Annotated in this window: 24 protein-coding genes and 1 pseudogene; 16 read left to right on the top strand and 9 right to left on the bottom strand. The window is 35.3% G+C overall.

Annotated elements, in window-relative coordinates; translation table 11 throughout:
* Positions 1 to 35: 35 nt before the first annotated feature.
* Complete coding sequence (locus H1230_RS29725) at positions 36 to 1,409, top strand: HesA/MoeB/ThiF family protein (protein ID WP_239713358.1); 1,374 nt, start codon at positions 36 to 38, stop codon at positions 1,407 to 1,409.
* Positions 1,410 to 1,412: 3 nt separating this feature from the next.
* Here the strand turns inward: H1230_RS29725 and H1230_RS29720 are convergent, their stop codons facing one another.
* The gene (locus H1230_RS29720; protein ID WP_239713357.1) at positions 1,413 to 1,790 is read right to left on the bottom strand and encodes a ubiquitination-like system serine protease family protein; all 378 of its coding nucleotides are present in this window, start codon (positions 1,788 to 1,790) and stop codon (positions 1,413 to 1,415) included.
* Between the two features lie 168 nt (positions 1,791 to 1,958).
* On the opposite strand from H1230_RS29720, the gene H1230_RS29715 reads away from it, so the two are divergent.
* Positions 1,959 to 2,795: a hypothetical protein gene (locus H1230_RS29715; protein WP_239713356.1), complete on the top strand. Its 837-nt coding sequence runs from the start codon at positions 1,959 to 1,961 to the stop codon at positions 2,793 to 2,795.
* Positions 2,796 to 3,455: 660 nt separating this feature from the next.
* Complete coding sequence (locus H1230_RS29710) at positions 3,456 to 4,385, top strand: S16 family serine protease (protein ID WP_239713355.1); 930 nt, start codon at positions 3,456 to 3,458, stop codon at positions 4,383 to 4,385.
* 318 nt (positions 4,386 to 4,703) lie between these two features.
* Here H1230_RS29710 and H1230_RS29705 read toward each other — a convergent pair whose 3' ends face one another.
* The gene (locus H1230_RS29705) at positions 4,704 to 5,192 is read right to left on the bottom strand and encodes a helix-turn-helix domain-containing protein (protein ID WP_239713354.1); all 489 of its coding nucleotides are present in this window, start codon (positions 5,190 to 5,192) and stop codon (positions 4,704 to 4,706) included.
* Positions 5,193 to 5,415: 223 nt separating this feature from the next.
* Between H1230_RS29705 and H1230_RS29700 the strand changes: the two genes are divergently transcribed.
* The 7 genes from H1230_RS29700 to H1230_RS29670 all read left to right on the top strand — a co-directional run bounded on the left by H1230_RS29700 (position 5,416) and on the right by H1230_RS29670 (position 15,068).
* Positions 5,416 to 6,141 carry a TnsA endonuclease N-terminal domain-containing protein gene (locus tag H1230_RS29700; RefSeq protein ID WP_239713353.1) on the top strand — a complete coding sequence of 242 codons (726 nt, stop codon included), beginning with the start codon at positions 5,416 to 5,418 and terminating at the stop codon, positions 6,139 to 6,141.
* A gap of 13 nt (positions 6,142 to 6,154) precedes the next feature.
* On the top strand, positions 6,155 to 8,236 hold the full coding sequence (locus H1230_RS29695; RefSeq protein WP_239713352.1) for a Mu transposase C-terminal domain-containing protein: 2,082 nt from the start codon (positions 6,155 to 6,157) through the stop codon (positions 8,234 to 8,236).
* Positions 8,229 to 9,131, top strand: coding sequence for a TniB family NTP-binding protein (locus H1230_RS29690; RefSeq protein ID WP_239713351.1), 903 nt, complete (start codon positions 8,229 to 8,231; stop codon positions 9,129 to 9,131). The genes H1230_RS29695 and H1230_RS29690 overlap by 8 nt, the downstream gene beginning before the upstream one ends.
* 16 nt (positions 9,132 to 9,147) lie before the next feature.
* Positions 9,148 to 11,202, top strand: coding sequence for a TniQ family protein (locus H1230_RS29685; RefSeq protein WP_239717642.1), 2,055 nt, complete (start codon positions 9,148 to 9,150; stop codon positions 11,200 to 11,202).
* A 60-nt stretch (positions 11,203 to 11,262) separates the two neighbouring features.
* Positions 11,263 to 13,014, top strand: a complete 1,752-nt coding sequence (locus H1230_RS29680) for a TniQ family protein (protein WP_239713350.1) — start codon at positions 11,263 to 11,265, stop codon at positions 13,012 to 13,014.
* Positions 13,015 to 13,527: 513 nt separating this feature from the next.
* Positions 13,528 to 14,508, top strand: coding sequence for a hypothetical protein (locus H1230_RS29675; protein ID WP_239713349.1), 981 nt, complete (start codon positions 13,528 to 13,530; stop codon positions 14,506 to 14,508).
* A 23-nt stretch (positions 14,509 to 14,531) separates the two neighbouring features.
* Positions 14,532 to 15,068, top strand: a complete 537-nt coding sequence (locus H1230_RS29670; RefSeq protein WP_239713348.1) for a GNAT family N-acetyltransferase — start codon at positions 14,532 to 14,534, stop codon at positions 15,066 to 15,068.
* A 49-nt stretch (positions 15,069 to 15,117) separates the two neighbouring features.
* Here H1230_RS29670 and H1230_RS29665 read toward each other — a convergent pair whose 3' ends face one another.
* From H1230_RS29665 to H1230_RS29635, 7 genes are all read right to left on the bottom strand, one after another.
* The gene (locus H1230_RS29665) at positions 15,118 to 15,540 is read right to left on the bottom strand and encodes an ASCH domain-containing protein (RefSeq protein ID WP_239713347.1); all 423 of its coding nucleotides are present in this window, start codon (positions 15,538 to 15,540) and stop codon (positions 15,118 to 15,120) included.
* Complete coding sequence (locus tag H1230_RS29660) at positions 15,518 to 17,017, bottom strand: PIN domain-containing protein (protein WP_239713346.1); 1,500 nt, start codon at positions 17,015 to 17,017, stop codon at positions 15,518 to 15,520. Before H1230_RS29660 ends, H1230_RS29665 begins: the two co-directional genes overlap by 23 nt.
* The gene (locus H1230_RS29655) at positions 17,014 to 17,553 is read right to left on the bottom strand and encodes an ATP-binding protein (RefSeq protein WP_239713345.1); all 540 of its coding nucleotides are present in this window, start codon (positions 17,551 to 17,553) and stop codon (positions 17,014 to 17,016) included. The genes H1230_RS29660 and H1230_RS29655 overlap by 4 nt, the downstream gene beginning before the upstream one ends.
* Positions 17,554 to 17,910: 357 nt before the next feature.
* The gene (locus H1230_RS29650; RefSeq protein ID WP_239713344.1) at positions 17,911 to 18,540 is read right to left on the bottom strand and encodes a hypothetical protein; all 630 of its coding nucleotides are present in this window, start codon (positions 18,538 to 18,540) and stop codon (positions 17,911 to 17,913) included.
* A gap of 63 nt (positions 18,541 to 18,603) precedes the next feature.
* On the bottom strand, positions 18,604 to 20,040 hold the full coding sequence (gene dgt / locus H1230_RS29645) for a dGTP triphosphohydrolase (RefSeq protein WP_239713343.1): 1,437 nt from the start codon (positions 20,038 to 20,040) through the stop codon (positions 18,604 to 18,606).
* 659 nt (positions 20,041 to 20,699) lie between these two features.
* Entirely contained in the window at positions 20,700 to 22,265 is a 1,566-nt protein-coding gene (locus H1230_RS29640; RefSeq protein WP_239713342.1) for an MFS transporter, read from the bottom strand.
* Positions 22,266 to 22,331: 66 nt separating this feature from the next.
* Positions 22,332 to 22,661 carry an ArsR/SmtB family transcription factor gene (locus H1230_RS29635; protein ID WP_239713341.1) on the bottom strand — a complete coding sequence of 110 codons (330 nt, stop codon included), beginning with the start codon at positions 22,659 to 22,661 and terminating at the stop codon, positions 22,332 to 22,334.
* A 195-nt stretch (positions 22,662 to 22,856) separates the two neighbouring features.
* Here H1230_RS29635 and H1230_RS29630 point away from each other — a divergent pair, with 195 nt between their 5' ends.
* From H1230_RS29630 to H1230_RS29605, 6 genes and pseudogenes are all read left to right on the top strand, one after another.
* A complete protein-coding gene (locus H1230_RS29630) occupies positions 22,857 to 23,351 on the top strand; it encodes an O-acetyl-ADP-ribose deacetylase (protein WP_275591270.1) in 495 nt (164 codons plus the stop codon).
* Positions 23,352 to 23,566: 215 nt separating this feature from the next.
* The gene (locus H1230_RS29625) at positions 23,567 to 24,049 is read left to right on the top strand and encodes a DUF2975 domain-containing protein (protein WP_239713339.1); all 483 of its coding nucleotides are present in this window, start codon (positions 23,567 to 23,569) and stop codon (positions 24,047 to 24,049) included.
* Positions 24,050 to 24,060: 11 nt separating this feature from the next.
* Positions 24,061 to 24,261, top strand: coding sequence for a helix-turn-helix domain-containing protein (locus H1230_RS29620; RefSeq protein ID WP_239713338.1), 201 nt, complete (start codon positions 24,061 to 24,063; stop codon positions 24,259 to 24,261).
* Positions 24,262 to 24,334: 73 nt separating this feature from the next.
* Positions 24,335 to 24,436, top strand: a pseudogene (locus H1230_RS29615) (DUF817 domain-containing protein); the annotation flags it as partial.
* Between the two features lie 62 nt (positions 24,437 to 24,498).
* A complete protein-coding gene (locus H1230_RS29610; protein ID WP_239713337.1) occupies positions 24,499 to 24,687 on the top strand; it encodes a hypothetical protein in 189 nt (62 codons plus the stop codon).
* Positions 24,688 to 24,871: 184 nt separating this feature from the next.
* Positions 24,872 to 25,228 carry a nuclear transport factor 2-like protein gene (locus H1230_RS29605; protein WP_239713336.1) on the top strand — a complete coding sequence of 119 codons (357 nt, stop codon included), beginning with the start codon at positions 24,872 to 24,874 and terminating at the stop codon, positions 25,226 to 25,228.
* Positions 25,229 to 25,398 lie beyond the last annotated feature (170 nt).

Here is a 25,398-nt window from a genome sequence, read left to right as displayed (position 1 = left end):
TTAGGGCCTCTCTATCCATCAAAGGGGGGGGAAACATGAGATATACTCTGACTTTTTCAGAAAGAGAATACACACAATTATGCAGACATCTGTTTACTGACGATTCTGTTGAACAAGCAGCTATTGTTTTTTGCAAAAAATCAATAACTGTAGCTGAAACACGACTCTTAGTAAAGGAAATTCGGCCAATACAATCTAATGAAGTATTAGAGCAATCACCACTAAATATCCGAGTACCTGTACTAGTTTATTCACATGCCTTTCAAAAGGCTGCTAAAGAGGAATATTGTTTTTTCTGGGTACATTCGCACCCTGGAGGATATCTTGAATATTCAGAAGAAGACGATAGGGAGGAACCTGAGCTTTTTAGACCAGCTAATATAAGGGTTCCAGGGCAAGTCCATGGCAGTCTCCTTTTGAATTCTCCTGACGGCATTACAGGCCGTGTATGGTTGCAAAATGAGGTAAGAGACGTTTATTCATTGCCCTTGGATATGATCAGAATCATTGGCCCCCAGTACAAATTTTTCTTTCCTACTGGTCGTTCAGATCTTGATTTATCCGCATTTGATCGAAATGTCAGAGCCTTCGGGAAAGATATGCAACATTTGCTGAAAAGTTTACACGTTGGAGTCGTAGGTGCAAGTGGAACTGGATCGCCAATGATAGAACAATTATCCCGACTGGGTATAGGAACGATCAGTATTTATGATGATGACACCTTATCAGAAACAAATCTGACGAGAATACACGGAGCTGCGCGTAATCAAATCGGTCAATTTAAGGTTGACATTATGGGGAATATGATAGAGGGAATTGGTCTAAGAACCAACGTACTACATTATAACGCTCGAATTACAGACATAGAAATTGCAAAAACGTTGCGTGACTGCGATATTATTTTTGGATGCACAGATGACCAGTTGGGAAGATCAATTCTCTCTGATATCTCACTCAGATACTATATCCCTCTCTTTGACATGGGAGTTCGTATTGATTCTCAAAATGAAGTGTTGAATGATATATTGGGGCGATTAACAATCGTTCAACCAGGGAGTGCATGTTTATTCTGTTTAGGAATTGTAAATCCCCACCAAATGATGATGGAGTCAAAAACCAAGGAAGAACGAGATAATCTTGTTCGTGAAGGATATGCGGCGGAACTGGCAGAAGCCGACCCAGCAGTAATTGCATATACCACTGCTATTGCTTCTTTAGCAACCGCTGAGCTTATAAATAAACTAACTGGTCTTTCTCGCGAATCAGATCGAACAGGGTTAATCTATGATTTCGGAAATCATCAAGTCCATCTTTCTTCTACATCCAGAAAGAAAACGTGCAAATGTGGGCAAGTCGATGTTCTAGGTAGTGGTGATATGCCCATGTTTCTTGATTTGGTTTGGCCCTGAATTCTATACCCACTCAATCTGATTTTTTCGAATAAAGAAGTGAGCTCCGCATCCATCTGCACCATTCACATGTACAGATGGATGCAAAGTGACAGTTTCTCCAATCGTATTTAATGACCAGTGAGGAGAATGGCTAATTTGTAGTGAAATCACTTGTTTTTGCCCACACCCGCAGGGACATATAAAACGAGCCCATTTCTGGATAGAACCATCTTTAACAATTAGTATAGTGCCATATTTCAAAAGATCGTTAGAAGCTTCTATAGATGGCTTAATCAGCACAGTATCAAACGCTGACAGACGCTGGACATGCTTAATTTCAACAGACTTAGTTTTAAATATCTTGAAAATAAAATGAAAGAATGCCTTTACCAGATTCATTGTTTCCACTCCAAATCAATTGATTTAAAGATCATTATAGCTTAATTTGGCTCTTAAAAGAGACTTCACATAAAAATTCTATTGTTGGCAGACCTTCTGTTTAAACTTCACCAAAAAAGTTCCAAATATCATTTAAATGATTAATATACACGTCGGGGAGAGATAAGTGTGACTGAATTAGCTGAGGGCTACACAATGAAAGATTTAATTCCGTTAGTATCTGCAATCGTGGTTGTATTGGGGTGGTTTATAACATATTTCTTAAATCGCTCTCAGAAACTACACGACATTTTCCTTACCAAAACAGAAATGAACTTGAAAGATGTTTGTGGACCAATGTTTTCCGAAATGGAAGTTATTTTTGAAGAAAAGCATCATGAATCCCAGATGAGGGGACTTGCTAGGTTTATTAAAAAGCTTGAGGGTGCAACTTCACCTCTTTTTCTAGAATCTAACAAACAAATTATTGCTCAATCTAGTGCCTTGAAAGGTGCATATACGGAATACAAAAACCAACCTTCTAAAGAAACCCATGATTTTTTATGGAGCTCATTTTTAGCTTTGCAAGAATCTTTTTCATCTAAAATTAAAGAATACAGAGCCCTTTTGTATAAACATTATGACTGGAAATATAGAATAGACCGGTTAAATCCTGTACTACAATTACTATGCGAGTGCTTCCGAGTATTTTTTGTAACCATAACAGGATTCACAATGGTAGCCGGAGGCATAAGCTTATTTACTTTATGTGAAGTAGTTTCAAAAAAAATCTTTTTAGTAGATGATCCAGGAATACTCATTCCATATCAAGTGTACATCTATGTCTACACTATCTTAATCTTTGTGATTTGGCTTTTTGCTACGGGCCTAAATCATTTACTAATTGGCTATCGCATAGAAAACATTTGGATTGTAAAAAAAGAAGAAAAGGCTATGAGTTGGTATAAGAAAACATATGCTAATAAATTCCCTGTTTATAATGATTCGAATCAAGAAACGGATTAATAGCACTTAAAATTAAAGGACTAGGCTTAAGGGCAAACAGACTATTCAACTGTGCACTTCGCCGACTCTTCTTGGATATCTCTATAAACACTTCGTTTATCAACTTCCTTTTGATCAAATAGATTCCAGTTATTTATGGAGAGGAAGACAACAAGTGTGGAATCAATCCTGAGCTGGAAAACAGGAAGGTTGGTGGATGAGGATAGTGAGTTGAATAATGTAGTGGAAACTTAATTAGGAGCCCTCTTTGTAAATGTCTGAAGTTCATTAGTGCATCAGCTCTTTAAGAGAGAGCTACGTTAAGACGTTGTTGCAGCACCTGATGTAACTTCTCGGAGAGAGACAAACGCGGCGGGTTCATTGGGTGATTTTACAGTAGTGAAGAAATCAGTTTTCTGACAGTTTAAGTACAGGAACTTCGGCAATAACAGTAGCTGTTTTGCTATCGGCATATTTCAGACTACTTACTGTCTGAGACACCACTGTAATTCGCAGAAAGAGCACCTGTTGCTTGCATACTTCTATGAGTAAGATGGATGTTTCTAGCAGATTACAGTTGTGCCTTCCCGATTCTCAAAGTAAATGTAGTTCTTATCCTGGATAGACACTTATACATAACCGCCGGAGCCTATAACAATAAAATTAGAAAGTAGGAACTTTATGTTTGATTTTATTCATGATTATCTATCAATTATTTTTCTCGTATTAGCAACCTTCTCTTTAATCTTGTTTTTAATCACAACATCAAAAGCAATTGTTCTCATAAAAAAGCTCTCTGATCTTAAAAGATTTTTCATTCCCCTTTGCCTCTTTTTCAGTACTGTTATCCTTGTATTTGTTTTTTATATACAAGCTTATTCGTACCGAGAAATTGTACTATCTGGTGGTGCATTTTCAGATTCGATTTTTATTAATTCAAAATACTCAAATAATAGGAACAATCATTTTCACTCACTTTATACTAACAATAGTTCAAGTAGCCTTGGTTTAGAGAAGGGACTTTACAGAAGTTTTGAAGAAAAAAACGCTCTTAAAAAGATTTTTGAAAAAACCTTTACATTTGAGGATGGCAGCACTCCATCTTTGGAATTTGATACTTCTTATGCGTATATGAATTTCTATTCCCTCGCAACCAAGAAGAACCAAGAGATCAATGAGGAAGGCCTTATTTTGAGAAAAAAAATGATGTTAGAATCTCAAAATATAGCTGTGAAAGTGGCGGGTAAAGTACTTAATAAAAAACTGCCTATTGATGTACTCAAGAGTTTAGAAGGTTATAGCGGAAACTCAGCAGGTCTTATGATGACATTAGAGTTGCTTCAACAGTTTGGTGCTCAAGATCTCGTTGGTAATAATAAAATCTGTGGAACAGGTACAATTACAGCTGAAGGGGATGTAGGAGAAATCGGAGGACTGAAAATGAAACTTATTATGGCAGACGAAAAAGGCTTTCAATACTGTTTAGTGCCTTTTAAAAATTATAAAGACGCAAAGAAAATTTTGAAGAATCATCAATTGAATCTTCAACTGGTACCAATCGAGAATATTGAAGAAGCACTTAGTTTCTTAGAAAAGTTAAATAACTTATAAAGTAAGCATATTTTCACTGCTGGATAAGGTAGATAATTGAGCTACGGCAATTATTAGGAGTTTAGGAGGATCTGTCAATAATACTGTGTAAACTTTTTTAAGCACAGATTCCCTGAGAGGGAGTCACGATTCATCGTATGTGTTGACCGACCTGATCTGGGAAAAATAACGAAAGCTGAATTAATTTTCTCACTCAGGCTATGAATTCGCAGGATTTGTTCCGAAGATTATTTAACTGAAGAATATCAGAGGACTAATATATTAATTAATTAATTAATTAATATATTATCTAATCAATATATTAATTTGATAATATGTCTACGTATATTCGTGCATAGTATGCTTAAGGGCTATAATTGCTTGGATTTCTTTCTTGTCTTTTGGTAATAACAAACGATACTCATTTAGTAAATCAATTTCTTCAAGTGTTAACGAAGTGTTGTACATTGAGGACCAGATATCACTAATCAATGTAGAAGATAGGCCTGCAGTGTTAACATCTTCTTTTATCTCTTCTGAAATTTTAAGTATAGCGTCTCTAATTAAATTGTATATTTTTTGAGTGAATTGTTCTCCGTAGGGTTCTAGCATCCCTAAATCTCCAGAAACATTATCTCCGCGTAATAACCAATCGGTTTTAACTCCAAATACTTTACTAATCGAAACCACAGTTTCCACTGAAGGGTAGAACTTATCTCGTTCTATTTCACTCAACGTACCTTGTGATATGTCTATATGGGAAGCAAAGGTAGCTTGGCTCATTGAGTGAGATTTTCTAAGTTGCTTTATCCTTACCCCAATCCTCACGTCTTTGACCCTCCCTCGATACTATACTTCTTATTATAACTTCAATATGAGGTTAAAACATGAAATTTCACGTTTTGGAATAGATGAAATAAAGAAATATTTAAAAATCAGCAGAAAAAAATAATTTTCAATTCAGGATTGATTATTATTGTGATTTTTATCTATAATATAATAATAAATAATCGGAAAACGGATATTATTGTTTATTATAGGGGGAATTAAGTTGGAGTGGCGTTATCAAGCAAATTGGAAAGTGGAAGATGGGTTGTATGAGCCCAAGAGGAAGGTGAATAATCGTAACAGTCATAACCATCCACATATTATTGGTAGTTTTTATAGCCCCAAATTGGAGCGGTCTGTCAATTACGAATCCCTAGGTGAACGGTTATTTTATTACTACTTAGAATTAGATAGAGAGGTAATCCGGTATTATGAGCAGCCAGTAAAAGTTACTGTGGAAAATGAAGATGGGAAAAAGTGGTCTCATGTTCCTGATGTATTATTCTTTAAGCATGGATCTGTCCCAGTACTCTGTCAAATAAAAGAAAGTGAAGAAGAGGCTAACAAGGATGCTAAATTGCAATTAATCAATCGTTATTGTGAGGAATACGCCCAATTGCAAGGCTGGTTGTATGAGGTCATTTACCCAAAAAAATTACCAGATGTTTATACTCGGAATCTGAGACATCTAAAAAGGTTTTTACGTCAACGGAAGTATTACTTAGAGTGGGAAGAGAGAATAGCACAAAGGTTGATTTATTTGGAGAGCTGTCAAATTAGGAGGTTGGCAGAAATGTTCAAGGATAATATAGATCCGTTAGCATTGATTCCTTTAATTAATCACCTGATTGCAATTGGAGTTTTTAACGTTGACTTCAGCGAAGTTATTAACTCAAATTCGGTAGTGATGTTTAATCAAGGAAATTATATTTCGCCAATCAGTTTCTAAGGAGGAACTTATATTGCCTAGCGCTAATCTAAGGGTGTATTCGGAGTTCTCATTGTATGGAAAATCTCATAAGGTTGTTGCTATAGATCCACCACACGTTTGGTTTCGTCGAACTGACGGCGAGGATCAAAAAATGAGTGTTATAAGTTTAATTAATCATCCAACCTATGTTCCGGGTGAAAGCTTGCGTAAGCAAAAGACGGTTAAGCTTAACATTAAAGCTTTAGCTACTATATCAGAAAAGAAGCGAGAGGAAGTTAGTGCTAGGTTTGAAATGATTTTACCACTTATATTACTAGACCAAATAAAGGAGGGGAATATTCGAGCACTAAACAAATTTCATGATAAATTTGACTACCTTTCGGTTCCAGGTGAAATTATTAATAACATGTCACAAGAAGCATTGCTGGAGCGAATTATCAACAAACAAGGCGTTGTGAGATCAACACTGTTGAGATATAAACAAGATTACATAAATGCAGAAAACAATACAGAGAATGGTGGACTAGAGGGCCTAGTATCTCAAAAGGGAAAGGGTTATACAGGGCGGAAGGATAACATGGAACTTATTATATGTGATCCAAAACATACTGAAACCATACTAGATATTTTATATGTGAGGAAAACAAAAGGACAAATAAAAATTTTGAAAGATGTCATTGAAAATCATTATCTTACCAAGCAGCGTATATCCATTTCAAATATTGAGGAGAGGATAAATAGAAAGTGTGACCAAGATGGTGAAGAGGAAATAAGTTATTCAACTATAAGAAATATTATAAATCGGATTGATGATAAGGCGAAAGAAACCTATCGAGATCTGAGAAATGCAAAAAAAATATATGATGAGGTTGCAAGAGGATACGCAAATCGCGATGCTCTGGGCCCTTTGGATATTATTCAAATTGATCATACACGGCTTGATCTTATGGTAATAGATGAGGTTACTGGCGTAGTAGAAAGGCCTTGGATTACATTAGGCATCGATGTTTTCAGCCGCATGCCTTGGTGTGTATACATTTCATTTGAACCCCCCTCTATGGATATTGTTCGTAAGGCCATACAACACGGTGTTTTTGTTAAAGATAATAAAGTTGCATATGGTACGGAAAATGATTGGGAAGCATTTGGAATTCCTAATATTATCTATGTTGATAACGGTTTGGATTTTAAAGGAACTGACATCAAACGACTTGTTAACGAAACATTACAATCAGAAATTATGCATAGACCAGTAAAGGTTCCACATTTTGGAGCTGTTATTGAAAGACTCTTCCGGACAATTAATACGAAATTAATTCATCAGCTTTTGGGAACTACCAAAAGTAATCCGATTATGCGAGGAGATATAAATTCAGAAGCAGATGCATGCCTTACACTTAATCAAATTCGAAGAATTATGAACATATTTCTTACTGATATTTATCCTATCGAACAACACAAAGGGTTATCACTTTCCCTAACTCCTACGCCGCTCCTTAAATACCGGGCTGGCATACAAGAGGATGGATACCCAGATTGGATAGAACGGCAAGATGAAGATAAGTACAAAATCGATTTCTTGTTGACTTCAAAAAAACCCTACACTCGGGATGGTGTTCGATGGGAAAATAAAATTTATAAAAATAAGGATGAAAAGGATCTTATTGCAAAGAGAACAGTGAAGTATGTGGTGAAATATGATATCGACGATATCTCAAAAATATACTTGCTGCACCCCAAAAAAGAAGAATTTCTGGAGCTCAAATGCGTCTCTCCTCCATATGAAGAGTTGATAGGTGTAAACCGATTCACTTATAAAAGAATGATGGAAGAACACAGAAAAACACAAAAGGATAATATGAAGACTATTCCAGGTAGGAAACAGGTCCGTAGGGCTTTTGAGAAAATACAAGAAGAAATTGAAGCAGGTCAAAAGCATAAGAAAACACTGAAAAAATTGCGAAAAATGGAAGGTGCCTTTCAAATTAGTATAACTAAACGGTATGCTGATCAACAACAGAACAAACAGGTTGAACAGATATCACGGCGTGAAGAACTTCTTAAAGTTGCAATGGTAGCAGAGGAAAAGAGAAAGGAGAAATATCATGAGTAAAAAAGAAGTATCGGAGTTGGTTGAGCGTATAGCAGATTTGTTTATACGTCACGAGGAGGTCAATCGGATTTGGGATCGTTTTGATTCAATGAGAGTTCATCTAAAGGCAGGGAAACAGAATGAAGACCCAAGACATCTATTATTGACAGGCTTATCCGGGGTTGGGAAAACTCAAATCGGTAAAAGGTATGTGAGAAGAAATCCATCTTACGAATTTAAAGTAGATGACAAGAAAATCACAGCTATGCCGGTTTTACATGTTAAATTGCCCTACCCGTTTACTCAGGTAGATTTTTATAAGAGAATACTTAATAGTTTGAAGGCTCCGATCATTAGGTCTGATGCACGTGTTAACTTTTTAAAGGAACAAGCTTTGACGCTTTTGCGTGCACAAAGGACAGAAATGATTATATTTGACGAAATGAATTTTATTTTACGTACGAAGCGTTTTGATAATCAAGAAGCTATGGAAATGTTTAAAGATTTAACAAATGAGGGACAAGTATGTCTAGTGTGCATGGGGACACCTCAGATTGAAGTGTTGAGGACTATGGAAGATGAATATATAAGAAGATTTGGAAGAGACACAGTTAGCCGATTCGAAACGTTAGATGATAATTTCCGGTTACTTTTGCGAAAAATTGAGGAAGCCATTCAACCCCCATCGCCATTGTTTCTGGATAGCGAAGAGACTTCGGCTTTTCTTCATGAATGTTGTCAGGGGAGAATTGGTTATTTACACTCCATCATAATTGAGGCTTACAGGTTGTTAGGCGTATTCGAGCCAGAATTCAAGGAGCTTTCACAAGCAAACTTAACCGTTAGTATACTCGCTAAAGCCAGTTACAATTTATACCGTGACTCAGACCATTTAACGCCCCCTTCAGAAATATGAGGTGTATTCATTGAATATGATGAATAGGGATTTTAAAATATGTATTCAGCCAAAGTCAGGTGAATCCCTGACTTCTTTTATTCTCAAGATGACGTATCTAAATGGCTGTGAAGCACAAGATGTGTGGAAAAAAATAGGTTGTAGTAATGAAGAAGCTAGGAGCCATATTAAGTTTTCGAGATTTGATTATGATTTGCATATATTTGACCGAGAGAAGATGGCTTTGCTGCTCGGTGTAGCCATAGCAGAACTGGACGATATGACCAGTATGAAGCTTTACTCTAAATTCTTTAGTGATCCTTATCAAGACTTCGATACAGCCGCGACTATGCTTCGTGATGTTCTTCAAACCAACGTACGAAGGATATGTCCTTTATGTGTTAAGGAGAAAAACGTCTTTGAGTTGATATGGCAAATTAAAGAGGTTGATATTTGTCCTATACATGAAGTGAAGCTTAAATCGGAATGTAGTCACTGCAGAAAAAAGATCAACCATTCGGACAATATTCTAGTTGATCCCTTCTGTTCGAATCAATGCTGCAACAACTCTCTCCTTGATGATTACGAAAAAGTCCCGGTTGACGATGATGTATACAGAAAACAAAAGCAATACTTTGACGAGTGGCGTTTCTTACTTTTTGACAATAAAGTGCTTGCATGCGAACAAAACGGATTGTCTATGGAGCAAAATTTAGCTATAAAGCTATTGTATATTGCACAAGGTCAACAACAAATATACTGTCGAAAAAAAGTGAGTCATCTTAGTATGAATATAATTAAAACACTAATTTTATTGATAAAAAGTAATCGAGTAGTTAAGCGTGTAAGAGTACAGGAGGTATTACATGTCTTGAGAGCAGTTGGGTTATCTGTCGAAGAGTTCGCATGTATAGAAGTTCCTTCAAAATATCTTAATTCAATTATTAAACAGCAGAAGGTTTTTTTATCTTCAGAGTGTCTTGCACCATGGTGCCACAATCATAAGAAGAAAAATATAAAAATGCACCTTAGTAAGGAGCGAATAGAAAGCAGAAATCGGGAAGAAAAGGTGAGGTACCCTTATTACTATACTTGTCTCAACTGTTTTATGAAGTACGGTTATCATCCCATTACGAATCAATGGGATGAAATTCATGGACAAATAAATATGATCTTAAAGATTTCGCAGATGGCTTCGGAGGGGAGAACAAGAAGCCAAGTAGCTTCAAAATTAAGAAAGAACCTATTCTATGTCAGTGAGGTATTCGGGTATTTAGCTTATCGGAAGCTGTTACCAGAACGAATTAGTCAATTATTTAAAAGTGAACTAGAGGTTATAAATGGAGACGTTATCGATTATTTTAAAACAGTTGATATTGATTGGCGCAGATACCCTGAATTTAGATATAAAAATCTGAAAGAAAAATATGGGTGGTCACTTGCAACTTATAGTTACTATTATGCAGATACAGAAGTACAAAAGTACCTAATCAACAAGCCATCTAATCTCAGAAAACCGCTTAAAAAATATACTAAAATTAACGAAGTAGTTGAGATGGGGTTGGTTAATCTAGTGGATTCTGAAATTAATATATCTATAGAACAAGTGGCTGCTACGCTTAATGTTTCTGAAGCTACATTGAGAAGGCATGGACAAGTTCAAGTGATAAGGCAGCAGATAGAACTACAGCTTTCCGCTCACTTAAACAAGCAAGAGAGAAGATTGAGAGAACTATTCGATCATGAGCTTGTAAAGCGAAGAGAAATGGAAGCATTGTTTCATTTTAAAGATGTGTATAAGGTACTAAAGCATGGTCGAGAGTATATTGCATATCGCTTCCCAGGCTTATTTAACTATATTATTCGAATTATTAAAGACTATGATGAATTTCTTGCACAAGTGCAAGAGACTAACAAAAGGCTCCAAATAAGAAGTGTTGTTAGAGACACATTTACTATATATTCAAAGCTCAACGTGTCACTTGTTGCTCGAAGATTGGGAGTTCAATATATTCATGTAGTAGGATACAAAAGATTGAAAGATATGATCATAGAGGAGATTGAGATTTTCCAGAAGAATACTGAAGTATAAAGCATTCTTTCTAGCTAAAATGGAAATACTGTTAATAAAAACAGTAGTGGTGATGCGAGAATGTTTTCAATTCAATTCTGTCCGGAATCTGATGAATCACTAACTAGTTATTTAGTACGTCTTTCTTTGGATAACGGAATATCCATATTAAACCTTTGGAATAAATGTAGGAAGCCGGGTATGCCTAGCCCTCAAAGGGGTGATATGCATTTAATAGATACACTTCCAAACTCAGTATTTGATATTGAACGATTAGCACTTCTTTGCAATGTTTCGGCTAACGAACTATATAAGGGCACATTTAATAACCTTCACCATGTATTTAATTGTGACGGGATAGCAGAAAAATCTCGTTTTTTTAAAGGAATTATCCGGAGCGAAATTCATTTCTGTCCTAATTGTTTAAGTGAGAAAGCTTATATACGATCATTGTGGAGAATTCATGGGATTAATTGCTGTATAAAACATTCCCGTTATCTGCGCGAATGTTGCCAGCAATGTGGGCACACGATAGATGTTAATCAATTACTTAGCCCGACTGTATGCCCACACTGCTCTGGGAATTTAAGTGAAGATATTAATGATCGTAATGTTAACAATGATGTACTGATCATACAAGAATGGCTATTTTTAGCCTGGGCAGACTTAATCTATGACTGTTCTCTGCCACCAACTGAAGAGAGGGAAATTGGATTAAAGTTACTTTACATCGTTAATGATAAAGAACCGGTGTATAATCGGGCTAATCTTAAAAAGGTTTTAGAATCATATAATCTTCGTTTGGATTCCGCTCTGCAGTATATTCGCGGAACATTAAAACAACGTAGAAAACTTCATCTGAACATAATACTAAAAATACTATTTGATCATAACCTAAGTATTTCTGAGTTTTTTAATATCAATATTCCTGATTCTTTCAAAAAAAGTATTATAAAAGGTAACGCAAAGAAATTAGAAATTGTGTGTTTATCCCCATGGTGTATATCTTATGGAACAGATAAATCAATTGTGAGAACCGGGACATTATCGAAAGTTTATGATGATGGGAGTTACCTAAAGCGCCATGTGGCATGTTTGGATTGCGGCTGTGAATATGGCCTCAATAGAGATGGGGAAGTCAAGGAAAAGAGTTACTTTGCAAAAGGATATCGTTTCTTACAGGAGTTTAAGCCATCTAGCCTAGCGGAGTTTCAAAGAATATCAGGGCTCCCACTGAATGCTTGTGGGAGGATTGTTGCTTACTTTCAAGTTCGTGATTTATTTGATTTTAGGTCAGTGACAGTAGAAGAAGATCTGCTGGCATCTTTTGCTAAAGCTGTGATCAAAAATATGTGTTTAACCGATATTCAAAAATGGACTTGCTGGAAAGATAAATATCATTATTTGATTCATCGTCTTCATCCCGATATCATGAGACAATTAATACAACTAAAGAGACCAGCTAAAGAGCGATTGCCCAAACTTGAATGCTGGGAAAGGCTTGTTCAGTGTTGTGACGAATATATATCAGCAGATGTGACGATTACAATAGAGAGTATAGCTTCGCAAATTGGAATAACGTCAGCAACAGTTTCCAAATGGGGGTTTACTGCCTATATTAAAGAAATGAAGGAAAAGCAGAAGACCCTTCGATTGGAGAAAAGAAAAGACAAATGGTACAAAATGATTGATGATTTATTCGCACAGAGCATTTGTAATAAAGTTTTTTCTAAGGACATATATAAACAGCTTAAAGTTAAACAATCATATCTCTGTGCGGTGGCTCCAGAAATAAATGAATATATACGGAGTTGCAGGACAGAGATTAGTTGAATTTGAAGTGGATAAACTAAAAAAATTGCTTTCGTTTTGTGTGGGATATAAAGAACGGATTATGAACGTAGTAAGGTGAACTGCCGGCATGGTTTGTTGATGCTCATAAGGAAAAATGCAAAGCATCAGTTTCAATGAGGAATGTATAAATAAACGAGTTAAACCCATAAATTCCTTAAGCGACAGGATACCAACCAGAGGCTTTAAAAACAACTGCGTCGTTAGAAGTAATGCGGGAATTGTATTTTAAGTAGGGGTAAATTGTTTGAAGAGAAACTTGCAAGAGCCTTTATTTACATCATGTTGACTGTAGGAGTGGACTAGACCGTACTCTGGTCACATTGATGCGTAAATAGGTTTCTGTGAGTTTTTTTATTTTAAAGAGCTACAGAATGTGACATTCGATTTACTTTGCTATACGAGTATAATAATATGAGTTTAGAAGAATATTACATAGATTCAATAGATACTCATCCCAAACCATCTTTCTTAATAAAAGGGGATAGAAAATAAATGAGAAGCTTCGCTTTGTGGTACTCGACAAAAAATGAGAGCTTAAACAAAGAGGCAACTGTTCATGTGAATCTTTGGGAAAAAGGTGAAAATAAAAAAAAGTATTATTTTGATTTTGGTTTGCTTATCGAGGATATTGTAGATATAGAAAGCGTTTATTTATATGCGCCATTTCCTTTAAAAAAAGAACAGGTAAAGGACTTAGGAAGTGTAATATCAAATAACAGATTAGCTAGCGCAATTTTTAATGAGAACTTTACTACGACTGATGGAGAGCCGAAAAAATTATTAGTTAATGGGATAGAAGGAAAGCCCGAATTCTTCATTTATTCTTTGGAAATAAACAATCAGGTTGAAGTGAGTGAATTTAAAAGAAGTAAGATAACGCCCGGGACTATAATAGAGCTAAAGGTTAATACTATCACTCCAACTAAAATATCAAGATATTATTTTAGAATACGATTAGAAGTCAACAAAGAACTAGTACATTTAATTAATGATGAAATTAAAGGTGTTAGCTTCTTTAGTAATCAATTTACAAATACTGAAGTAATAGATTTTAGATTGAATGACATTCGAAGTTGCAGCGAAGAATTGAGAGAAAAGTTTAATGAAGGAAGTAAATTTCAAATATTGGCCGTTCATTATTTGATTTTAAGAAATGCAAATGACATGATTATTCATCATGGAAAAGAAATAAATAGCAGAATGCTGGAAAGTGACCTTTGGAAAAGTTATATTGAAGGGACGAATCAGAATATTATCGCCTATCATATAAAAAGCAAAGCGAAAAGGATTTTTGATACAGAAATAAACAAGTTCAAGGTGTCAGAGTATGTTGAAGATTTTACAGATTTGACTAGATTTCAATATCAAAAAGGGACGAGAAAAATCTTGTTAATATATACGTTAGGTGTTATTGTCTTAGGGGCTATGGGAGGGGTTTTAGGTAACTGGTTAAGCTCAATAATTGGTTTATAGGTAGTGGGGAAAGAGGTGTTTATATGAAAATCATAAAGCATACTTTTTATAAAGTATCAGAAATCGAGCCTGAAGTATTAAGACACTTTATGATAAATGAAGTTGGTGAGAGGGCTAAAGATAAATTATACAATTATCTAAGAGACTTGACAGAAAGTTATCCTGATTTTGAAAATTGGTTTTATAATGTTGTGATTCCAGAAGTAGAGTTGAAAGATGGGAAGAGAGAGATAATTATAGTCTTATCTGAGATTGAGGGCCATTCCCAAGCTTTGTTATCTGGATTGGCGATTCTTAAAAAAACAAAATATGAGAAAAAAATTTGTACATTTAGAATCCATGAGGATTTTCGTAATCAAGGAATCGGCTCAGAACTATTTGAAAAGTGCTTTGAATTTTTGAAAACAAGAAAACCAATAATTACTATATCTCATTATAGAAAGAAAATGTTTGATAACCATATCATTAACTATAACTTTATAGAAACACAGGTATTAAAGGACTATTATAAGCAAGATTCCATAGAGTATGTATATAATGGGTTTTTAGTAGAGAAATAAATAAATTAAGGCCCCACCTACTGGAAAAAGTAAATGAGGCAACTGATAATTACAATAAAGCTGAGATCTGTTGGATTCCCAACTTGCTTTCTGTTTTGGTTTCGTCAATGTAAGCAAATGATTGTGGTGGTACTGAATGATAAACATCATCCAATTTCCTCGACTTAGAATATTCTTCGTAATTTTTTATTTTAATAGCGTATCCTTTCTCCTTTTCAGTGAAATATTCAAAGAAGTACTTCTTATCTATTCCGGCGTGCAATTTTGTTTCCTCCCATAAAGAATGTACTTCATCGAATAGAATAGATTCAATTTCAAATTCACCAACCACACGACTGACGGGGGCTGTAGCATAAACTATTACTTTCCTGATATCATTCCGTCTAAAGATTGTTTTCCTAAATTCATATTTTTTCTCTCCAGATGAAATCATTTTAATAAACTCCGGTCTAATTGATAATAATACGTTCATCGATTTGTGCCTCCCTAATGATGTCTTTAAAGTTCTGATAGGATATTCTAATGAATCCCCTAGGTGCAGAATGAACGTTTTGTATGACCCCTAGTTCTATTAGTCTTTTCATGTTAATTCTTTTCGGAAAGGAGTAAGCATATAAGAAATTCACAATGAAAGGCTTACTCTTTTTGTAGTTCCAAAACTCCCAAAGTTCCTTGTCGCTAAAAACACTTCTCTTTTTACATAAGGATATGAACTGGTACGGATCTGTAATGCCAGTTATAACACTTTCAACAATACCTATTGTTGTTACAACACTTGTATAATAGCCACCAGTCCGATAAAAAACAATGATATCACCAGGGTTTAGTTTTTTTTCTATTGATCTAGATATAAATGTTTTGCTTATTGCATTTCGATAGGGCTCATTCTCAATATAATCAGCAGGTGATTCGGTTCTTAGAATAGAATCAGGGAATAAATTTGTGTGATATTCAGGATATACAGGAGTGATGAAAACCTCTTTGTTTGCATTTACATACGGAAATGTAAATTTAGGATTAAGATCATCAAATGCTTTTTGGAAATCACGGTTATAAACCAACTCTGTCCCATTGTTTGTTCCATGACTATTGAAGCCGAAATCTTCAAGCAAATTTATAAGTCTTATCTGTTCCATTCTTTTATCAAAAATAGTGACATATATCTCATCTACTCGAAACCTCATTGCATTATCAAAAATTATTTTAAGAAACCTTTCTCCGAGTCTGTAGCCATTAAGGATAACTTTAAATGTTCCAATTTTCAATCTTTTCTTTTTAGAGAAAGGAGGGGAAATGCTGGTATAGTTTTCTTCTTCCCCTTCTAATTTTAAGTATAAGAAGGCGGTGATTTTTCCATCCATTAAACAAACGTAAGCCATCTCATCAGATTTTTTGTTAAACCATTTCTCAAATCCCGGATAATCTTCTTTTAAACTATCAAAAAAACTATCATTAATGTTGATGTTTCCTATAAATTCTTTGGTTACTGAAAGAATTTTATAATTAATTAGGTCAGGGTTTTCATTAGTTACTTTTTCTAAAAAGGAGTCGATCGTAAAAACTTTGTCAGAAAGGCCAAGATCAATCGATTTTAAAGCGATTTTTCTATCTTCCGTTATAATGAAGTCGACACGACCGGTTAATAATTCATTCAGTAGCTTTGTATCGTTTTTATCGTTAGAATTCTTGTCGTATTTTTTTGATGTTTCCTCAATTTGTGCATTCCAAGGAGCCTCTGTTTTCAGTACATGGTAGCTATCTAATTTAATCATCATAGAATTTACAACTTTATCATCTTTATAACGACTGATTTCTTCCACTGTTAAAGGATGAATACATTTTGTATACTTTAGCTTATCAAGCCATCTAAAAAGTATTCCTATATCACTTTTTAGAACGTTACTTGTTTCACGATGAATGACAATGTTCGTATCAAGAAGAACTCTCATTTTCCCACTCCCAAATTAGTGATAAATTCATGAAGTAGATTTCTCGAATCAATAGCCTGATTATAAATTTGTAAAGGGATATTCAGCCTATTTGCTAAAAGCTTTGAATATTCTATTTCTTCATATTGAAATTTCTCTAGAAATAAGGCGTCGTACGTGTTGCTATCACGTTTTTCTAATCGTTTTATGATTGTGCTGATCTCATCTATTACAATGATAAGAGCAACCGGATGTATTTCATCAAATACAAACTCGGGGATCTTTGATACTTCTCTTTTGTCATTTATTAAACAAAAGTGACCATCAAGAAGTGAATATTGGTGAACAGATTTAGCGTTTTTAATACCCTCAATGAGATAAAATTGGTTATCCTCAATATCAGGGATAAGTTTGCTTGAAGAAAATTGTTCTTTTTTTGCATTTGATATGATTTCACTCGCAGAGTAAAAATCTAAGCTGTATGTACTAACAATTTCATTGCAAATAGTGGTTTTTCCCACACCATGAATACCACCTATGAAAATTAGTTTTTTCAAGAAGGACATCTCCTATTTGAGGTTTAACTATGCAAGAAAATTATACCATGATTAGAGTGGATCTGGAATTTTTATTCATTTGCAAACGTCAAAACACTCCAAAAAATAATGAAAAGAGAAATGTTTTGTTGTTTGTTTTTAAATTATCAGGGAACGATATTGAACAGAAATGAATCTTCACCGATTCATAGCAAAATCCCCTTGCGCCATTTCAGCAGAAGGGGATTTTAAATATTAATTTAAGTAAATTTGGTTTATGTATGAGGCATATGAAATAAGAAAAGGAGGGGTGCTTGGGAAATCTATTCCTTTAATTTGAAATTTTTAATAACTTTTGATTTTGCTATTTTAAATGAACTAAAATAATTCATACTTTCTATTATTATTAATTTCTCCATAATGTTTTAATTCTGCTTTTTTTAATTTCTCTTCAGGTTTTGGTGTCACTGTATACCAATTCGAAATATAGTTATAAACTTTTTCCGAGAAATCCAACCCCCAAACTTCACGTATCCTGAAGGCGCGAAGCACATTAATTTCTGGAGTGGGATTCATGGGAATGAAATTCTCTTCAAGCGTAATATCTAACAGGTTTTCAGAGAGTGATTGAATAAAAATATCAGCGTCCAATTCATGAGTTGTCATATTAAAAGCAATAGCATCAAAATTATAAAAAGTTCCTTTTGAGATATTGGAAAAATTTGAATTGTGAATCCCTTCTTTAAAGGCCCAATTATCACAAATTGACCAAATATCAAAATCTATATTGTTTAATGAAATTTTATATCCTCCAAATCTATTTTTACAAAAATCAAACTCTTTAAAGACATTTTCAAATTCCCTTGTATTGTTGTTGTCTATAATTATATCAATATCACGAGGAGAATCTTTGAATGCGAAATCCCTTAAAGCGCCTCCTACAATAATAATATCCCCTACTTTATTCAAACAATTAAACAAGTTTAAAACTTCTGTCGATTCATTCATTATTTGGGTGATTCTATTCAAGGAGTTTTTAATAATGACTTCGGATTGTATAATAAACCCCTCCTAAAGAGTAATTCCTGTCAGTCTTCTATAGAAGTCTAGGGCATATGAATCAGTCATTCCACAAACAAAATCTGTTACTAGTAACAGTCTATCGTAAACACTAGGATGATCGCCATCTCTCTCAAAACAATATTTGTTCATTATATCTTTATAATTTCCCGATATCAATAAATAGAGTTTTCCTTCTTCAGTTTTTGGATCATTTCGTTTTTCGGAAACGACGCACGCAACAAACATTTCAAGTAGTCCATGAATAACTTTTCCTCCAGCATATTCTCTCAATACAATTTCTTTATTGTCAAAAATTACATAGGAGATATCCTTCATTGCTTTACGAACGTTTCTCGCCTCGGATGCCATAATTATGTCCTGATCAAAATCTCCGTCTAAAATCTCATTATGTCTCGATAAAAATTCTTTGACAACTGATTTAATCATAAATCCTTGAGCTTTAATTCTAAGATTTTGTACCGCATTATCTAGTCTATCTGAACGCTTTTCTTCGCAGTTTTTTTTATAGGAAGCAACAAAAGAAGATAGGATTTCTTTTTCTTCTTCAGTTCCTTTTTCAAGATGCTTACTTAGCTTTTCCTTAATTATCTCATAATCAAGAACTCTTTTTTTACATCCATCCTCTATATCTGCAGCTGCATAAGCAATATCATCAGCCGCTTCTAATAAAAATGTAACAGGATGTCTATGAATACTAATACCGGTGTAATGTTTTACCGCATCAAATCTTTCAGTTTCAGCTTGTAAATATCCAAATTTTTTATAGCTGACTCCATAATTATTCTGTTTTCTTGTATCATCATCTTTATTGCCCTCAATTGATGATCTTGGGTATTTCAGTATACTAGCTAGTGAAGCAGCCGAAAGGTTGAAGCCGTATTCATCAAAAAGATTATTTAATTTGGATATTAATCTAAAAGTTTGTGCATTACCTTCGAAATTCGTAAAATCAGCACATTTTTGTTCCCCTAATATTTTTCTGAACTTTAACCCCTCTTTTTCAAACCAGTTTGAAAAGAATTTTTGTATTGCAGCTTCTCCAAAGTGTCCATAAGGAGGATTTCCTAAATCATGCATGAGTCCAGCAACCGCAAGTAATGAACCTAGTTTACCTTTATGCTCAATATCAAGTAAATTGTCACTAATTAAACGATTTTCTATACTGATCCCTAAGGATCTACCTATTGTTGATACCTCATGAGAATGAGTTAATCTAGTTCGCACAAAGTCACTATTATCTAATGGGAAGACTTGTGCTTTATCTTGTAGTCTTCGTACAGCAGAGCTACTAACAAGTCTGGAGTAATCGTCGTCAAAGTCGTTTCTTAAATCGTATTCATTATATGATATTCTGTCCTTAACTTTTCCGTCCCTTAGGCGAATTCCACTAAGAAGACTGTTCCAGTTCATTTTTGTGTTAGACATTATTACTTCTCCTTTTATCCATATCTTATATCTTCATTGAATTTCTGTAAAATGAAGTGTGGCCTTTGATGCCATATGATTTAATCAAAAATGAAGCAATTTGACCTAAGAAAGGTTTAATAAAAGCTCCTCTTCAAAGGTTGACATAAATACTTTTAGTCATTAAACATTCAAAGTGACTAAAATAATTGATTTACCCAAAAAATACAATCTCTAAGTCACTATATAAACCATTATCACAATATAGTAACGCGGTATAAAATTCTATGACAAAATGAACAGACCCAAAAAGTTATCGCAGCACTCTATTTGGATTGGATACTTGGTTCAAGACTTTTGCATTGACTATGTATTCTCAATTGTTAGAAACTAAACTGAGCCAAGTGTTTTAAACATCCACCACGAATTATCCAGATTATAAATAATAAAAACACAACGAATCTTATCTATAATTGTCATTTTTCTCAAATAGACATAAAAAAAGCGCCGATTTCGGCGCTTTTTAGTCTCAACTATAATGGTTACTCACATCGGGAGATACAGACAGACCTAACGAGAACCGTCCTTGAAATATAAAGGACGGTTTTTTTGTATATGGGGTCAAGTGCTCCATAAGCCCTCACAGGCAACCCTACTAATCTCATTTCAATTGTTATCGATTAGTTGTTCTCCAACTCAGGTTTCCTTTTCTTCTTAATCAAAATAGCACTTGCAAATGATCCAATAAGCAAAAAGATGGCAATAAGCCAGCTCACATCTTTCATGCCCGCGTTGAAAGCACTAAAAACAATATTCTTAATGTCCTCAAAAGCTGGCAGTTGTTTGAATGCTTCAGCTTGTTTACTGTCAAAAATGCGTGAGCCAGCAAAAGCTCCTGTTTTATGAAAAACATCGAGCATTTGATTTTTAAATTCTGAATCGATAGTTTGAATCTCCATAATATGTTTATCTAATGAATGGTTATAACCTTCCGTCAACTTAATTCCTAGCATGACCACACCAAATGAAATGCCGACTTGTCGAGATACATTTAAAATACCGGAAGCCATACCCACCTGTTTTTTATCAACAGAACTCATGACAGCATTAGAAATTGGCGGATTGACCAAAGCATTACTAATCCCTAAAAGGACAAACCCGGGCATTAAATAACTCCATTCAAAAGGGACTTTGATCGTATGACGAATAACAAGGATCCCAATCGCTCCAATAAATAGTGCACCACTAATCAACCAGCGATTGCCGATTTTTCCGGAAATAATCCCAGCCAAAGGACCCAATATCATGGTAAACCCGCTAATCAGCAGCATTTTAACTCCAGTTTCAAAGGCAGAGTAGCCCATATAATTTTGCATAAGAATGGTTAGGTAGGTGAATCCGCCATACAAACCGGCTCCTAACACAAAAGCCGCAATATTGGCTCCGTTAAAGGACCGATTTCTAAAAATGGACAATTCGATCATGGGTTGTTTAACATTTTTTTCTGTCATAATAAAAGCAATTAATAAAAGGATCGATAAACCTAATAAACTTAAAATATGCCAATCCGTCCACAAATAATTTTCATGCATTTCCTTTTGAATGAGGGCGAATATTATAGTGAAAATCAATGCAGTGCTTAACGCAAATCCTGAAAAATCAATTTTTTCTTTTCGATTTCTTTTACTTTCCTTTATGAAAAATATTCCGAATAGGATAGCCAAAATACCAAAAGGGATATTAACTAGGAAGATGGATCGCCAACCCAAACTATCCACTAAAATACCTCCGATAAGCGGCCCCCCTGAAATAGCAAGACCAACCGCACTGCTCCAGATCCCTAAGGCAAGTCCTCTTTGCTTCTCAGGAAATGATGATGTAAGAATGGTTAGTGACAAAGACATCATTGCGGCTCCACCAATTCCTTGGAACCCCCGGAAAATGTTCAGCCAAAGAGCACTGCTTGCTAAACCACTTGCCAGGGAACCTATCACAAAGATGCCTAATCCCAATAAAAATACCTTTTTACGCCCGATGATATCCCCTAATTTCGAGACAGGTAATAACATCGCAGCATACACTAAAGTATAAGCATTCAATACCCATTGCAGATTTGAGAAATCGGATGAGAAATTGTTCTGAATCTCCGGTAATGCTACATTCACAATTGTAATGTCCAGCATGGCCATAAATACAACTAAACTAACTGTGATTAAAACCCACCATTTTCGAATAGATTGTTCCATATTAAAAACCCCCTTCATGTTCTTGTGCACACAAATGCACGTATATGATAAAATGAAAAGCACCCGCTATAGCAAATTCATGAGTGCTTTCATATTATTCGCTGTCACTTCAAAGGTATCGACAATGAATTCTTTATTTGCTTTGTAGTAAACTTCCCGGCCTTCTTTTCTTCTCTGTACAATTTTAAAGCGGTTCATGAAATCCAGATGACGAGAAATCACTGAACGATTCTGCGGAAAATGTTCTGCTATTTCTCCAATAGTCATTTCCCCATTAGCTGAAAGGAATAACAACAGTTCACTTCGGACGGGGTCGAAAATGGCTCTGAAGAATTCAATATCAATATTGTCCTCAATCAATTTCTTGCATTTATTCGGATCATAATTGAGCTTCATAATCTCACCGCCTGATTCTATTATATGCATCCGTGTGCACATGTCAATGGATTATTTTGGAGTTTGTAACTTTCTAAAGGGAAATAATGTATTATACTGAAATAAAGACTTAGATTGAGGATGGGCTTGGCGAAATGGAGGATATTCATGGAATTAATCTTGAAAGACTCAATAATTCAACTGATTTAAGGAGATATAACAAAAATCGAAATGGATGCAATAGTCAATGCAGCTAACACTAGTTTAATGGGTGGGGGCGGTGTTGACGGTGCTATCCATAAAGCTGGTGGTAAAGCAATATTGGAAGCGTGTATTAAGATCCGCAATCAACGGGGTGGTTGTGCAGTTGGAGAAGCTGTAGCAACAACTGGTGGCAACCTAAAATGTCGATATGTCATTCATACGGTTGGTCCTGTTTGGAATGGTGGAAGTAACAATGAGGAAGAGAAGCTAAGAAATTGTTATAAGAACTCACTATTACAAGCGGAATCTAAAAAGGTCATAAGTATTGCTTTTCCAAATATAAGTACAGGAATATATAAATACCCAAAAGATTCAGCCTGTATTATTGCGGTAGAAGAAGTATCCAAGTACCTATTAAACAAAGAGTCAAGAATTAAGAAGGTAGTATTTGTATGTTTTGATGAAGAAAATTTTGAATTATACAAGAATGAATTGAAGAGATTTTGATTCACAAGATATACTGATGAATTTGATGATCCTAAGCGTTTTTGTTATCTAGTTGTAAACCCAGTTGCGCAGTTTTCTAGCTGCAGCTGGGTTTTTTTGTGAGTATAAGGATGTGAAAAACAATCTATATACATTGTATTTCAATTAAAATATATTGATAAACGATAAAAATATGTTAATCTAAACTCATCAATAAACAAGTGAGGTGCTTTTTAATGAAATTAGGAACGACACTCTTTTTAAAGATAGCTCTTATTCTTATTGGCATTCCGGTTCTTGCTCTGTGCATATTTTTGGTGCCTGGGATAGCTAATTATGCAGTGGAATTGTATCCAGATTATACTTATCTGAAATACCTCGTTTTTTTCGATTTGTATGCATCGGTGTTACCGTTTTACTTTGCTCTGTATCAAGCTTTTAAACTTTTAAGCTATATAGACAAGAACAAAGCTTTCTCGGAATTATCTGTACGAGCTTTAAAGAATATAAAATACAGTGCAATCACCTTCAGTTGCTTGTATGTTGTAGGCATGCCGCTCTTCTATCTGATGGCGGAGAAAGACGATGCCCCAGGCATCATAGTCATCGGAATGCTCCTGATTTTTGCCTCCTTAGTGATTGCAGTCTTCGCGGCCGTTCTTCAAAGGCTTTTACAAGAAGCCATAGATATAAAATCGGAAAATGACTTAATAGTCTGAGGTGAATAACAATGGCGATTATAATCAATATTGATGTGATGCTAGCCAAAAGGAAAATGAGTGTTACAGAACTTTCGGAGAGGGTTGGAATAACGATGGCCAATCTGTCCATATTGAAAAATGGAAAGGCAAAAGCGATTCGCTTTTCCACTTTAGAGGCGATTTGTAAGGCTTTGGAATGTCAGCCTGGTGATATTTTAGAATACAGATGAGGCCAATAGTACAACTACTGCATTTTGGCTGCCATTTCATGCCTGATTTTCGTTGGTGGCTGACGTCCTTGTCTGGCAACTGGTAGGGTTCAGTAAGATCAGTTCGTGGTTCCTTCCGGTCATCATTAGCGTCATTATTGTTGCCCAGCTTAAACAAGTTAAAGACAGCCGGTAATAGAGATGAGGAGCCGCATCTTCTTATGGTAGAATGATAATTATGGCTTAAGGAGTGTTAGCTTGAATAAAAAGTATCAGTTACCCGTAATGTTTGTAGCATCAGCGCTGCTAATTATAATCAGCACTTTGATTCCTTCAGAGAAATCGACGTGGCTGGGTGTCCTGCAGACGCTTTTGCTTGGAATCGGATTGTTAGGCGGTTGCCGGGCCTTTTGGAAGTTTATGCATGGGGGCAAGAAAAAAGGTTGAATTGCAACCTATCACGAACAGTGGAGCCATGGCTAATGCCGTGGCTTTTTTTGCGTGCATTACTAAAATAAATATAGAGAGAAGCCCATAACATGACGTGATGTAGTCAAGTTATGAAAGCTATGATGAATATGTAGTTAACAAAAAGATTTCGTGCCACATACCAAAATAAAGGAGAGATATTATGCTTACCAAGCTATCACAGCCAGTAGCCACTTACTTTGATACTACCAATCATCCCGATAAGGTTGCTTTTGTGAGCAACTTCTCAGACCATGCCGTTCTTGTGGATGATAAACGTGCATATAAGGGTATAGCTGAAATACAAGAGTGGAGCAACGTCAATGTCTTTGCTGCTGAGCTCAAATACGAGATCACTAAGGTTGTGCAAAATATTGAGCGCAGCGATGAGACGATTGTCACGGCTAAGATAGAGGGTTCTTTTGACAAAACAGGACTGCCTGATCCACTGCTGTTTGACCATCACTTTACGGTCGAGAAAGGTGAAATTGTGCGGCTGAACATCCGCTTTCTAGGATGAACTAACCCGTGATCCTGCAGAGTTTCAGATCTATTCACAGAAGGCACCCGCTGGGTTGGTAGGTCATCCGGTTACACCACTTGCGTATGGCCGCATGAAGTGATTGAGGGTCCACAGATTGAAGGAATGGCGATACTCGCCTTCCCCTCTTTCGCAGAAGCGAAGGCGTA

The sequence above is a fragment of the Paenibacillus sp. 19GGS1-52 genome, from assembly GCF_022369515.1.
Lineage (GTDB): Bacteria > Bacillota > Bacilli > Paenibacillales > Paenibacillaceae > Paenibacillus_AQ.
This window is presented reverse-complemented; position numbering and strand designations above follow the sequence as displayed.